This window comes from Desulfacinum hydrothermale DSM 13146, assembly GCF_900176285.1.
GTDB lineage: Bacteria > Desulfobacterota > Syntrophobacteria > Syntrophobacterales > DSM-9756 > Desulfacinum > Desulfacinum hydrothermale.
This window is the reverse complement of record NZ_FWXF01000012.1, coordinates 62,509-74,794: the sequence shown is the minus strand read 5'-3', so window position 1 is coordinate 74,794 and position 12,286 is coordinate 62,509. Positions and strand designations below refer to the sequence as shown.

General features: G+C 60.8%; 13 protein-coding genes. All 13 read left to right on the top strand.

Annotated elements, in window-relative coordinates; genetic code table 11:
* The first annotated feature begins 134 nt into the window (after positions 1-134).
* The 13 genes from B9A12_RS11285 to B9A12_RS11225 all read left to right on the top strand — a co-directional run bounded on the left by B9A12_RS11285 (position 135) and on the right by B9A12_RS11225 (position 12,272).
* Positions 135-605 (top strand): NADH-quinone oxidoreductase subunit NuoE family protein, encoded by a 471-nt coding sequence (locus B9A12_RS11285; protein ID WP_084057996.1) that lies wholly within the window; start codon positions 135-137, stop codon positions 603-605.
* Between the two features lie 11 nt (positions 606-616).
* A complete protein-coding gene (locus tag B9A12_RS11280) occupies positions 617-2,470 on the top strand; it encodes an NADH-ubiquinone oxidoreductase-F iron-sulfur binding region domain-containing protein (RefSeq protein ID WP_170920552.1) in 1,854 nt (617 codons plus the stop codon).
* A gap of 12 nt (positions 2,471-2,482) precedes the next feature.
* A complete protein-coding gene (locus tag B9A12_RS11275) occupies positions 2,483-2,857 on the top strand; it encodes an NADH-quinone oxidoreductase subunit A (RefSeq protein WP_084057994.1) in 375 nt (124 codons plus the stop codon).
* On the top strand, positions 2,839-3,354 hold the full coding sequence (locus B9A12_RS11270; protein ID WP_084057993.1) for an NADH-quinone oxidoreductase subunit B: 516 nt from the start codon (positions 2,839-2,841) through the stop codon (positions 3,352-3,354). The genes B9A12_RS11275 and B9A12_RS11270 overlap by 19 nt, the downstream gene beginning before the upstream one ends.
* 2 nt (positions 3,355-3,356) lie before the next feature.
* On the top strand, positions 3,357-3,830 hold the full coding sequence (locus B9A12_RS11265) for an NADH-quinone oxidoreductase subunit C (protein WP_170920551.1): 474 nt from the start codon (positions 3,357-3,359) through the stop codon (positions 3,828-3,830).
* Positions 3,823-4,944 carry an NADH-quinone oxidoreductase subunit D gene (locus B9A12_RS11260; RefSeq protein ID WP_084057991.1) on the top strand — a complete coding sequence of 374 codons (1,122 nt, stop codon included), beginning with the start codon at positions 3,823-3,825 and terminating at the stop codon, positions 4,942-4,944. Before B9A12_RS11265 ends, B9A12_RS11260 begins: the two co-directional genes overlap by 8 nt.
* Positions 4,945-4,965: 21 nt before the next feature.
* Positions 4,966-5,952, top strand: coding sequence for an NADH-quinone oxidoreductase subunit NuoH (gene nuoH / locus B9A12_RS11255; RefSeq protein WP_084058027.1), 987 nt, complete (start codon positions 4,966-4,968; stop codon positions 5,950-5,952).
* Positions 5,953-6,007: 55 nt separating this feature from the next.
* Complete coding sequence (locus B9A12_RS11250) at positions 6,008-6,448, top strand: NuoI/complex I 23 kDa subunit family protein (protein WP_084057990.1); 441 nt, start codon at positions 6,008-6,010, stop codon at positions 6,446-6,448.
* Complete coding sequence (locus B9A12_RS11245; protein WP_084057989.1) at positions 6,445-6,969, top strand: NADH-quinone oxidoreductase subunit J family protein; 525 nt, start codon at positions 6,445-6,447, stop codon at positions 6,967-6,969. Before B9A12_RS11250 ends, B9A12_RS11245 begins: the two co-directional genes overlap by 4 nt.
* Complete coding sequence (gene nuoK / locus B9A12_RS11240) at positions 6,966-7,274, top strand: NADH-quinone oxidoreductase subunit NuoK (protein WP_084057988.1); 309 nt, start codon at positions 6,966-6,968, stop codon at positions 7,272-7,274. The genes B9A12_RS11245 and nuoK overlap by 4 nt, the downstream gene beginning before the upstream one ends.
* Positions 7,275-7,353: 79 nt before the next feature.
* Entirely contained in the window at positions 7,354-9,294 is a 1,941-nt protein-coding gene (locus B9A12_RS11235) for an NADH-quinone oxidoreductase subunit 5 family protein (protein ID WP_084057987.1), read from the top strand.
* Positions 9,295-9,346: 52 nt separating this feature from the next.
* Entirely contained in the window at positions 9,347-10,828 is a 1,482-nt protein-coding gene (locus B9A12_RS11230) for a complex I subunit 4 family protein (protein ID WP_245802431.1), read from the top strand.
* 22 nt (positions 10,829-10,850) lie between these two features.
* Entirely contained in the window at positions 10,851-12,272 is a 1,422-nt protein-coding gene (locus tag B9A12_RS11225; protein ID WP_084057986.1) for an NADH-quinone oxidoreductase subunit N, read from the top strand.
* Positions 12,273-12,286: the final 14 nt, after the last annotated feature.

Here is a 12,286-nt window from a genome sequence, read left to right as displayed (position 1 = left end):
GCGGAAAAGGTTCTGAATGCACAATTTTTCCCTTGACGGCGAGGCGACGTTGTGCAAAAAATCACTTGTCTTTCCGTGCTCCCTCGCCCGATCCAACCTCTAGCCCCCAACGAGCAGCGTGGAGGCCTCTTTCGATGGAAAACATTCTTCAGGATGTGGATGCGATCATCGATCGGTGGGGCGCCAAGCCGGAATCGCTCCTACAGATCATGCTGGATGTGAACCATCACTTCAACTACCTGCCCCGGGAGAGCATCGTCCGGATTGCCCAATGCCTGGGCATGCCCGTCAGTCATGTCTACAGTGTGGCCACCTTCTTCAAGGTGTTCAGTCTCACGCCGCGGGGCCGCACCATCGTTCATGTGTGCACGGGAACGGCCTGCCACGTGAGGGGTGCGCCCAAGCTGTTGGACCGTGTCAGGCAGGATCTGGGGCTGGATCCCGGTCAGACCACCGAAGATCTGGCCATCACCCTGGAGACGGTCAACTGCGTGGGGGCCTGTGCGTCGGCGCCGGTGGTGGTGGTGAATGGGGAAACTCACAGTGAAATGACCCCCAACAAGATGGCGGCGCTCGTCAAAGAGATCGAGAAACAGAGCGCGTGAGCGGGAGAACCATGGAGCGGCTCAAGAGCATTCAGGATCTGGACGCCCTGCGACAGCAGATCATCGAAAGGCGCCGGCACATCCGCAAACGCATCCGGGTGTGCAACGGTACGGGCTGCCATTCTCAGGGTGCCGAAAGGCTGGTGGACGCGTTCAACCGGGTCTTGGAAGAACGGGGGGTGGCGCGCGATTTTCTGGTGGTGCCCACGGGCTGCAACGGCTTTTGCGCCGCGGGGCCCATCGTGGTGATCGAACCCGAGGAGATCTTCTATCAGCGGGTGAAGGCGGATCAGGTGGAGGCGATCGTCGAGCGCAGCGTCCTGGCCGACGAGGTGATTGAAGAGCTCCTCTACGTGGATCCCACCACGGGCGAGAAGATCGTGCACGAGTACGAAATCCCGTTTTTTGCCAAGCAGGAGCGCATGGTCTTTAAGGACACGGGGTCCAATTTCGTCCGGGACATCGGCGACTACATTTCCCGGGGAGGGTATTCGGCTCTGGCCAAGGTGCTTTCCGGCATGAGCCCCGAGGAAGTGATCGAGGAAGTGAAGATGGCGGGGCTTCGCGGTCGGGGCGGCGGCGGCTTTCCGGCCGGGGTCAAATGGGAGTCGTGCCGGAGGGCCCATGGGGACATCAAGTACGTGATGTGCAACGCCGACGAGGGGGATCCCGGGGCCTACATGGACCGTTCGCTCCTGGAAGGAAACCCCCACCAGGTTCTGGAGGGAATGATCATCGGGGCGTATGCCATCGGGGCCCGGGAAGGTTACATCTACGTGCGTTTCGAGTATCCCATGGCGGTGAAAAACGCCCTGTGGGCCATTGAGCAGGCCAAGCAGTACGGGCTTTTGGGAGACAACATCCTGGGCACCTCCTTCAGCCTGGACATGCATGTGAACCGCGGGGCGGGCGCCTTCATCTGCGGCGAGTCCACGGCGCTCATGGCCTCGCTGGAAGGCAAGGTGGGCGAACCCCGGGGCAAGCACATCCACACGGTGGAAAAAGGCCTGTGGAACCGGCCCAGCAACCTGAACAACGTGGAAACTTGGGCCAATGTGCCGCTGATCATCAACAACGGCGGCGCTTGGTACGCGTCCATCGGCACCGAACGCTCCAAGGGCACCAAGATCTTCTCCCTGGTGGGAAAGATCAACAACACGGGCCTGGTGGAAGTGGCCATGGGCACGCCCTTGAAGCGGATCATCTACGACATCGGCGGCGGGATCCCGGGAGGGCGCCGGTTCAAGGCGGTTCAAACGGGCGGTCCGTCCGGTGGTTGCGTGCCCGACCGGATGATCGATCTGCCCGTGGATTTCGAAAAGCTCAAGGAAGCGGGATCCATGATGGGCTCGGGCGGCATGATCGTCATGGACGAAGAGACCTGCATGGTGGACGTGGCCCGCTATTTTTTGAACTTCCTGGTGGAGGAATCGTGCGGCAAGTGCATTCCCTGCCGGGTGGGTGTGAAGCGCATGCATGAACTGGTGGTGGGCATGTGCGAAGGGCGTGCCCAGCCGGGCGACATCGAAAAACTCGAAGAGCTCTGCTACACCATCCGGGAAACGGCCCTGTGCGGTCTGGGAAAGAGCGCGCCCAACCCGGTTCTCAGCACCCTCAAGTACTTTCGGGACGAATACGAGGCCCACGTCCATGAAAAAAGATGCCCCGCCAAGATCTGCAAACCGCTCATCCGCTATGTGATCGACACGGACAAGTGCACGGGCTGCGGCCTGTGCCGGCGTCGATGTCCGGAAAACGCCATCATCGGGGCCAAGAAGGAATGCCACTGCATCGACGAGGAAGTGTGCGTCCGGTGCGGAATATGCATCGAGACCTGTAAGTTCAAGGCCATCTACATCGAGTAAGAGGGACGATCTATGCAAGCCCATCTGGGAGATTTCCTGGCCATCGCCTTCTACCTTGTGGTGGGGGTCGTCTTCGCCGTCATACCCATCCTTTTGTCGCACCTCATTGTGCCGCGAAGCACGGGGCGGCATCGGGACCAGACCTATGAGAGCGGCATGGAGACCATCGGCAGTGCCTGGATCCAGTTCACCGCCGCCTATTACATCTATGCCCTCATCTTTTTGGCCTTCGACGTGGACGTGCTGTACCTCTTCCCGGTGACCCTGGCCTACGGCCAGTATGCCATCCGCGATTTCGTGGAAGTGGTGCTCTTTGTGGGGATTCTGTCCCTGGCCATTGTGTATGCGTGGCGAAAAGGAGTCTTCGAGTGGAAAACCAAAGAGTAGAGCCCGTCATTCAGTTCGCTCTTCTGGACGATCTGCTGAACCTGGCTCGAGCCAATTCGCTCTGGCCCATGACCTTCGGTCTGGCCTGTTGCGCCATCGAGATGATGGCCGCCGGAGCGGCCCGGTTCGATCTGGACCGGTTCGGCGCCGGCGTCTTCCGGCCCTCTCCCCGCCAGTCGGACGTGATGATCGTGGCGGGAACCATTTCCAAGAAGATGGCCCCGGCCATCCAGATGCTCTGGGACCAGATGCCCCATCCCAAATGGTGCATCGCCATGGGGAACTGCGCCATTTCGGGCGGTCCCTTTGAATACGACGGCCAATACGCCATCGTTCCGGGAGCCGATCTGATCGTGCCGGTGGACATCTATGTCCCCGGATGTCCGCCCCGACCGGAGGCCTTGACCCAGGGGATTCTGGCGCTGGAGGACAAGATCACCCAAGGCGAGGACCGAAATCTGTTGCGGCGTTTTCGGCGGATGGGAGGTACGAGCTGATCATGGCGGCACGAGAAGAGGTGGTTCGCCGGCTTCAGGAGTTGCTGGGTGAGGCGGCGTTGAGGCCGGATGAGGCTTATGCCCAGGGGGTGAGCTGGACGGTGCAGGCACCGGCCCCATCCCTTCCGGACGTTCTCAGGGTGTTCCGGGACGCCGGGTTTTATCTGGAGTCCATCACGGGGCTGGACTTCAAGGATACGATGGAGATCGTGTACCACATGAACACCTACGAGCCCCGATCCCGGATGGCCCTGCGGGTGCTCTGCCCCCACGACGGGGAGGTGCCGTCCGCCACGGGTCTTTACGATTCGGCCCTATGGCAGGAACGGGAGGTCTGGGAATTTACCGGCGTGCGTTTTTCGGGACACCCGGATCTGAGACCGCTCCTGTTGCCGGAGGACATGGACGAGCGGCCTCTGCGCAAGACTTTCGGCACGGTCCACGCCTATCGAAAACGGGAAGAGATCTATGGCTGAACATTTTGCGGAACCCGTACGGCAGCACCTTTACAGTCTGAACCTGGGTCCCCAGCACCCCAGCACCCACGGGGTCCTGCGCATCCTGTTGACCCTGGACGGCGAATACATCGTGGAGGCGGATCCCGTCATCGGCTACGGGCACCGGGGCCACGAGAAGATGGGCGAAAACCGCACCTATCTTCAGTTCATGCCCAACACCAGCCGCATCGACTACCTGTCCGGGCTTTTGTTCAATCACGGTTTTTGCCTGGCGGTGGAAAAGCTGGCGGGTATCGAGCCTCCCGAGCGGGCCCGTTACATCCGGGTGATCTGTGCGGAGCTGAACCGCATCTCCAGCCATCTGCTCTGGTTCGGCACCTATCTCATGGACCTGGGGGCCTTCACGCCGTTTCTCTACTGCTTCGACGATCGCGAAAACATCCTGGACATCCTGGATCGGGTGAGCGGGTCGCGGCTCACCTACAGCTATTGCCGGTTCGGCGGCGTGACCCGCGATATCGACGACGTGTTCATCGAACAGACCCGGGCCTTCGTCAAGCGGCTTCGGAGCCGCTGGAAGGACTACCACAACCTGGTGACCAAGAACGTGATCTTTATCCACCGGACCCGTGACGTGGGTGTGATCGACAAGGACCTGGCCCGGCGGTTCGGCGTCACGGGCCCCAACCTGCGCGCGGCGGGTGTGCCCTTCGACATGCGCAAGGTGGAGCCCTACGAGGTCTATGATCGCTTCGATTTCCAGATCCCGGTGGGGGAAAAGGGCGACGCGCTGGATCGCTACCGGGTGCGCCTGGAGGAGATGGAGCAAAGCTGCCGGATCATCGAGCAGGCCTTGGATCAGCTCCCGGACGGACCGTATCGGCAGGAACGGGTGCGCCTCAAGGTGAAGCCACCCCGCGGTGAGGTCTATTTTGCCTTCGAAAGCGCCCGGGGCCTGACCGCCTACTATCTGGTGAGCGATGGCAGTCCCTATCCCTACCGATGCCACGTGCGGGTGCCCAGCTTCGGCAACCTGCACTGCCTCACCGAAGTGTTCCGGGAGACCCTGGTGGCGGACGCCATCTCGATCCTGGGAAGCATCGACATCGTTGTGCCGGAGATTGACCGATAGCCGAGGGAGAACCCCGATATGATGGAAGCGGCGACCAACACGGGCGGAGACTGGCTGAGACTCATCGTGGGCCTGATCGTGGTTCTGATCTTCAGCCAGCTCAACGCGCTCTTTTTGGTGTGGCTGGAGCGCAAAGTAGCCGGGCACATCCAATTGCGCTACGGCCCCATGGAAGTGGGCCCCCACGGACTGCTCCAGACCATCGTGGACGGCATCAAGCTGGTGGGAAAAGAGCTCATCACCCCCTTCAAGGCGGACAAGAAGCTCTTTGTGATCGCGCCGGTGCTCGTCTTCATGCCGGTGCTCATCCCCTTTCTGGTCCTGCCCTTCGGTCCCGAGCTCATCATCCGGGACATGAACGTGGGGCTTTTGCTCATCTTCGCCTTTTCCACCTTCAGCGTGTTGGCCATCCTGGTGGGCGGTTGGGCGTCCAACAACAAGTATGCGCTCCTGGGTGCCATGCGCTCGGTGGCCCAGAACGTGGCCTACGAAATCCCGCTGCTCCTGTCGGTTATGAGTGTGGTCCTCATGGTGCACTCCTTCAAGTTCAGCGAACTGGTGATGGCCCAGCACCGGGTCTGGTTCGTCTTTTTGCAGCCGGTGGCGGCGATCATCTACTTCATCTGCGCCACGGCGGAAACCAACCGGGCCCCCTTCGACATCCCCGAAGCCGAATCGGAACTGGTGGCGGGCTTTCACACGGAGTATTCGGGCATGCGCTTCGGCCTCTTCTTCCTGGCCGAATACACCAACATGTTCATCGTCTCCGCCGTGGCCACCAGCCTCTTTATGGGCGGGTGGCACGGTCCCTTCGGATGGAGCCTGGGCATTCCCGGCGTGATCTGGTTTCTGGCCAAGACCTACTTTCTGCTCTTTGTGCTCATGTGGTTTCGCTGGACCTTTCCACGGGTTCGCTTCGATCAGCTCATGAACTTTTCCTGGAAGGTGCTGATCCCGCTCAGCATGCTCAATCTCTTGGTGACGGCCCTGGTGGTGAAGTTCGTGTAGGGGTGATGAGGATCCGGTCTGGGTCAATCGGTCGACGGATGGGTAAAGGAAGGCAATGGGATACTGGAAAGACATTGTGGTCGGCGGTTGGAGCCTGGTGGAGGGCATGAAGGTCACCGGCCGGGCCCTCTTCAAGCCGGTGGTGACGGTGCAGTACCCCCGCCAGCGCTTGGAGCTGTCCCCGGCTTATCGGGGACACATCGAACTGAAGGTCTTCCCCGAGACGGGGACCCACGGGTGCATCGCCTGCGGCACCTGCCAGCGTGTGTGCCCCTCCGGGGTGATCAAGGTCCAGGGGGTGAAGCAACATGCCCGGGGCGGCAAGGTGGCCACCCATTATGTCATTGATTTCACCCGGTGTAGCCTGTGTGGGCTGTGCGTGGAGAGTTGCCCCACCCAGACCCTTCAATTTTCCACGGAATACGAGATGGAGGGGCCGTCGCGCTGGGACGGCGTGGTGGACCTGGTGACGAGGATGGAGGAATCCCGGTCATGAACTCCTTTCTGACGAGCGGATTGATCCACGCGGCCTTCTGGGTCGTGGTGGGCTTGACCTTCGGCGGGGCCGTGCTGGCGGTCTTCCCGCGAAAGATCGTCTACAACGTGCTGGGCCTCATCGTGTGCCTGTCGGGGGTGGCGGGCCTTTTTCTCTACCTGGGCAGCTTCTTTCTGGCGCTCATGCAACTGCTCATCTACGTGGGAGCCATCTGCGTGGCCATTGTGTTCGCCATCATGCTTTCCCCACCATTGCACCTGGAGGTTCCCAAGAGGCGCATGGGCAAAGTGGTGCTGAGCGCGGGGGCCTCTGGTGTCTTCTTTGTCGCCATTGCCGCCGTGATCTGGAAGACGGTCTGGCACCCGGCGGCGGAGCGCGGTGCGGACTGGTCCATCGTCACCATCGGGCACCTCTTGCTCACCCGTTACGACCTGGTCTTTGAACTCATCTCGTTGGTGCTTCTGGTGGCCATCATCGGGGCCATCTTGACCACAGGATTCAGCCGGAGGTTGTCCTCGTGAATTCACTTTCCGTCTATCTGGTGCTGGGGGCGGTGCTCTTCAGCCTGGGGCTGTTCGGAGTCATTTTGCGCCGAAACCTCATCGGGATGCTCATCTCCATCGAACTCATGCTCAACGGCGCCAATCTGAATTTCATGGCCTTCAACCGCTTCCTGGCCCCCGAACCGGCTGTGGGGCAGATCGTGACGCTCTTCGTCATGGGGATCGCGGCGGCGGAAGCGGCCATCGGGTTGAGTATCATCCTGGCCCTCTTTCGGCGCTTGCATTCCATCAACGTGGAGCAGGCCCGACGGCTCGAGGGCTGAGCGAAAGAGCACAAGGCGTCTGACGGCGGTGACCTGTGTTGCATTGAACACTACCTGCATGCGTTGAGGGACGATGTCCATGATGTGGCTTGCAAAAGATCCGGTTCTCTTGGCGGCTTCCGCTTGTGCCACCCTGCCGTTTGTGTCCATGGTGGTGATTCTCATCTTCACGCGCCGCTACAGGAGCATGTCGGCGGCCATCTCCATCTCCGCCATCGCGGCGTGCTTGCTTTCAGCGCTCTATCTGCTGTGGACGCTGCGCCACGCTCCTGAACCGGTTCAGTACCAATGGGCCTGGATCGTTTCCAACGACATGATCATTCCCTTCGGTTTTCTGTTGGATCGACTGAGCCTTTTGATGCTCACCATCGTGGCCGTGATCGCCTTTCTGGTGCAGGTCTATTCGCTGGGCTACATGGCGGGGGACCCGGGCTTCAGCCGCTACTACGCCTTCCAGTCCCTTTTCGCCTGGGCCATGATGACCATGGTCATCGCTCCGGGCATGCTCCAGCTCTACATCTTCTGGGAGCTGGTGGGCCTGGCGTCTTACCTGCTCATCGGTTTCTACTATGAAAAGTGGAGCGCCTCCCAGGCCGGCAAGAAGGCGTTTGTCATGACGCGCCTGGGAGACATCGGCTTTTTCCTCGGCATCATCGCCGTCCTGCTGGGCTTCGGGGACCTGGGAATCCTCAGTATGAACGAGGCGGCTCAGGCGCACAGGATCGCGCCTTCAGTGGTCACCCTTTCCGCCCTTCTTATCTTCTGCGGCGTGGTGGGCAAGAGCGCGCAGTTCCCGCTGCTCACGTGGTTGCCCGATGCCATGGAAGGCCCCACCCCGGTCAGCGCGCTGCTCCATTCGGCCACCATGGTGGCCGCCGGCGTCTACATGATGAGCCGCATCTTTCCTTTCTTCGCCGCGTCTCCGGACGCCATGGCCGTGACGCTCTTCATCGGCACGGTCACCATGCTGCTGGCGTCCACCATGGCCATGGTCGCCTACGACATCAAACAGGTGTGGGCCTATTCCACCATCAGCCAGCTGGGCTTCATGGTCATGGCCCTGGGAGCGGGCGGATATTTCGCCGGCGTCTTTCATCTCACGACCCATGCCGGTTTCAAGGCGCTGCTCTTTTTGTGCTCGGGGATCTTCATCCATGAATACCACACCAACGACATGCGGGAGATCGGCCGTGGAGGCGGCCGGAAGCTCATCATCCCCATGGTGTGCATGACCGTGGGCGCCTTGGCTCTGTCGGGGATCTTTCCCTTGTCGGGGTTTTTCAGCAAGGAAGCCATCATGGGTGTTTTAGCGGCCAAGCCCAACAAGGTGTGGCTCGTGGCGGGGCTCCTGGGGGCCTTGATGACCGCCTACTACAGCTTCCGGCTCATCTTCATGATCCTCTTTCCCCGGCAGCCGGCCCACCACGACGCGGCCCACCAAGGTACCGGCCATGACGATCACGGCCACGAAGCGGGCCATCATGGCGCCACGTTCTGGGCCATGGCCTGGCCCGTGATGATTCTGGCCGGTATCACCCTGGTCCTGGGCTTTTTCCATAAGGACTTGGAGCACTTCCTGTTGGGCGCCGGCCCGGCGGTCCACGAGGCGGAGTTCCACGGCGAAGGCGCCGGCCACGGACTGGGCCATTACGTGCTGCTCTTTTCGGCGGTCTCCCTGGCCTTGGGCGGCATCGTGTGGGCGTGGCTGGAATTCGGTCGCAAGGGGGCGGCCCAGGAGGGGTTCCTGCGGCGCTACCCCAAGGTGGAGGCTCTGTTCGCCAATCGCTGGTACATAGACCATGCCTACCGGTGGCTGCTGGATCATCTGGTCTACGGTGGGTTCACCAATCTGTTCACCCGCAACGACCGGCGCGTGATCGACGGGGCCATCGACGGCATCTGCCGATTCACGGTGGGCGGCGGCCGAGTGGTCAGCTTCCTCCAGTCGGGAATGGTCCAGTACAATCTGGTGCTCATGGTGGCGGGCGTGGGCGCCGTGATCTTGTTCTTTGTGCTCTAGTGGCGAAAGGCGGCGGGGTTCCACTGACAGCAACGACTAAGAGCGAGTGGGCATGCTTATGACGGCCATGGAATTTGCACAGTTTCCGGTTCTTTCGGTGATTCTTTTTTCAACCATCCTGGCCCTGGTGGTGATCCTCCTCATCCCCGACGACCGCCCCCAGTTGGTCAAGCAGGTGAGCCTGGGCTTCGCAGCGGTGGGGCTGGCTTTGTGCCTCTATGTCTACTTCGCCTACGACACCCAGAAGGGGGGGCTGCAGTTTGTGGAGCGGGTCCTGTGGGTGAAGAGCCTGGGGATCTACTATTTCCTGGGGGTGGACGGGATCAACGTGCCCATGCTGCTGCTCACGGCGGTGGTGCTCTTTACGGGAGTGCTCACCATGTGGGAGCTGGAACGGCGGGTGAAGGAATACTTCGCGCTCACCTACCTGCTCGTGGCCGGCGTCTACGGCGTCTTCATGAGCATGGATCTCTTCTTCATCTTCGTCTGGTACGATGTGTCGCTCTTTCCCATGTATCCTCTGATCGCCATCTGGGGCGGCACCCGCAAGGAATACGGTGCCATGAAGCTCACGCTCTACCTGCTGGCGGGAAGCGTGCTCATCCTGCCGGGCATCCTCTATCTGTGGGCCGTGGCGGGCGCCCACACCTTCGATCTTTTTGAACTGCAGAGGATGGGCTTCGATGTGAACGTGCAGCGCATCGCCTTCCTCATGCTCTACTTGGGCTTCGGGGTTCTGGCCGGCGTGTGGCCCTTCCACACCTGGTCTCCGGTGGGCCACGTGGCGGCTCCCACGGCGGTGAGCATGATCCACGCGGGCGTGCTCATGAAGTTGGGCGCCTACGGCATCCTTCGGGTGGGCATGACCCTGTGTCCCGACGGCCTGGTCTACTGGTCGGATCTCATGGCGCTTCTTGCCACCATTGGCATCGTGTACGGGGCCTTTGTGGGTCTGGCCCAAACGGACCTCAAGTACGTGATCGGCTATTCCAGCGTATCCCACATGGGCATCGTGGGGCTGGGTCTGGCCACCATGACCGTGGACGGGATCAACGGGGCCGTCTTCCAGATGTTTTCCCACGGCGTCATGACGGCCCTCTTCTTCTCGGCCGTGGGCTACATCTACGACAAGACCCACACCAAGATGATTCCCGAGCTGGGGGGCCTGTCCAAGACCATGCCCAAGGCGTCGGCCTTTTTCATCATCGCGGCCTTTTGCGGTATCGGTGTGCCGTGCATGAGCAGTTTCTGGGCGGAGCTGCTGGTCTTCATCTCCGCGGTGAAGACCTATCCGATCCGGGGTATTCTGGCCGTTTCGGGTCTTGTGGTGAGCGCCTTGTTCATGCTCCGGGTGGTGCAAAAGACCTTTTACGGGGAGAAGAACCCCCGATGGGAACACATACCGGACGTGCCCCTTTCTCTGGCATCACCCAGGATCATCCTGGTGGGCATCCTGGTCTTTTTCGGCCTGTTCCCAAGGCTCATCCTGGACGTGATCCAAAGTGCCGTGATTCCTTTTGTGAACAGCCTGTAGCGATGCGAGGGATGATTTGGTCATGATGAAATGGACCCTGTTTACCCCCGAGTTGTTCTATGTGGCCATGGCGGCCGTCTTCTTCGTGGGCTCCCTGCAAAGGCGGGTGGATTCCAGGCGGCTTTATCGATGGGCGGTCGTTTTGGCGGGGGTCGGGCTGGCGGTGACCGTGGCCTGTACGCGCTTGGAGGGGTTTCTCTTCTTTGATTCGTACAAGGTGGATCTCTTCAGCCAGTTCTTCAAGGTGCTCATCGCCCTGGGAACCTTTTTCGTGGTCTTGGTCTGCAGCGAGCTCTACGGGATCGATCCGCGCAAGCATGCGGAGTTTTACTTCCTTCTGTCCGTGTGCACCCTGGCCATGATGATGCTGGTGAGTGCCGTGGAGCTCCTGACCATCTACATCGCTTTGGAGCTCTCGTCCTATTCGCTCTATCTCATGGTGCCCATGCGCCACCGGGCCGACGCCTACGTGGAGTCGGGCGTGAAATACTTCATGGTGGGCGCCACGGCATCGGCCATGATGATCTTTGGGCTGAGCTATCTTTTCGGCATGACGCATACCACCTACGTGGCGGAGATCGTTCGGGTGCTGCCGCATCTGCTCCATCAGCCGGCGGTGTTGGTGGGGCTGGTGCTCACCCTGGCGGGCTTTTTCTTCAAACAGGCCCTCTTTCCCTTCCACGTCTGGGCGCCTGACGTCTACCAGGGGGCCGCCAACCAGGTGACCACCTACATCGCCACGGCCTCCAAGATGGCCGCGGCCGCCATGGTCATCCGCTTTGTGGCTCTCACCACCGGGCACTCTGAGACCCTCATCCAGCTGTTGATGGTCCTTTCGGTTCTTTCCATGACCTTCGGCAACCTGGTGGCCATCATCCAGAAGGACATCAAACGGCTGTTGGCCTATTCCAGTATCGCCCACGCCGGCTACATGCTCGTGGGTATCCTGTGCATGACCCAGCGCGGATACGCCGGAGCGGTCTACTACGCCATGGCCTACCTGATCATGAACTTCGCCTGCTTCATGGTGATCATCAAGGTGGCCGACGACGGCCACAACCTGCAGATCAAGGAGCTGGCGGGCCTGCACAAGCGCTCCCCGCTCCTGGCCATGACCTTGATGCTGGCCCTGTTCGGCCTGGCGGGCATTCCGCCCACCCTGGGATTTACGGGCAAGTTCCTGGTCTTTGCGGCCGCCCTGGAAAAGGGTTATCTGTTGCTTGTGGTCATCGGCATGATCAATGCCACCATCTCGCTCTACTACTATCTCATCGTCATCAAGGCCGCGTATCTGCTGGAGCCCGTTCGCGAGTATCCTCCGGTTCGAGTGGATACCTGGACTCGGATTCTGAGCATCGTTTTGGTGATTGCCATGATCTACGTGGGTATCTTCCCCGACCGATTTGTGGCCCTTTCGGAAGCCGCGGTGGCCGTGCTGCCGTGACGGCCTGACCGGGT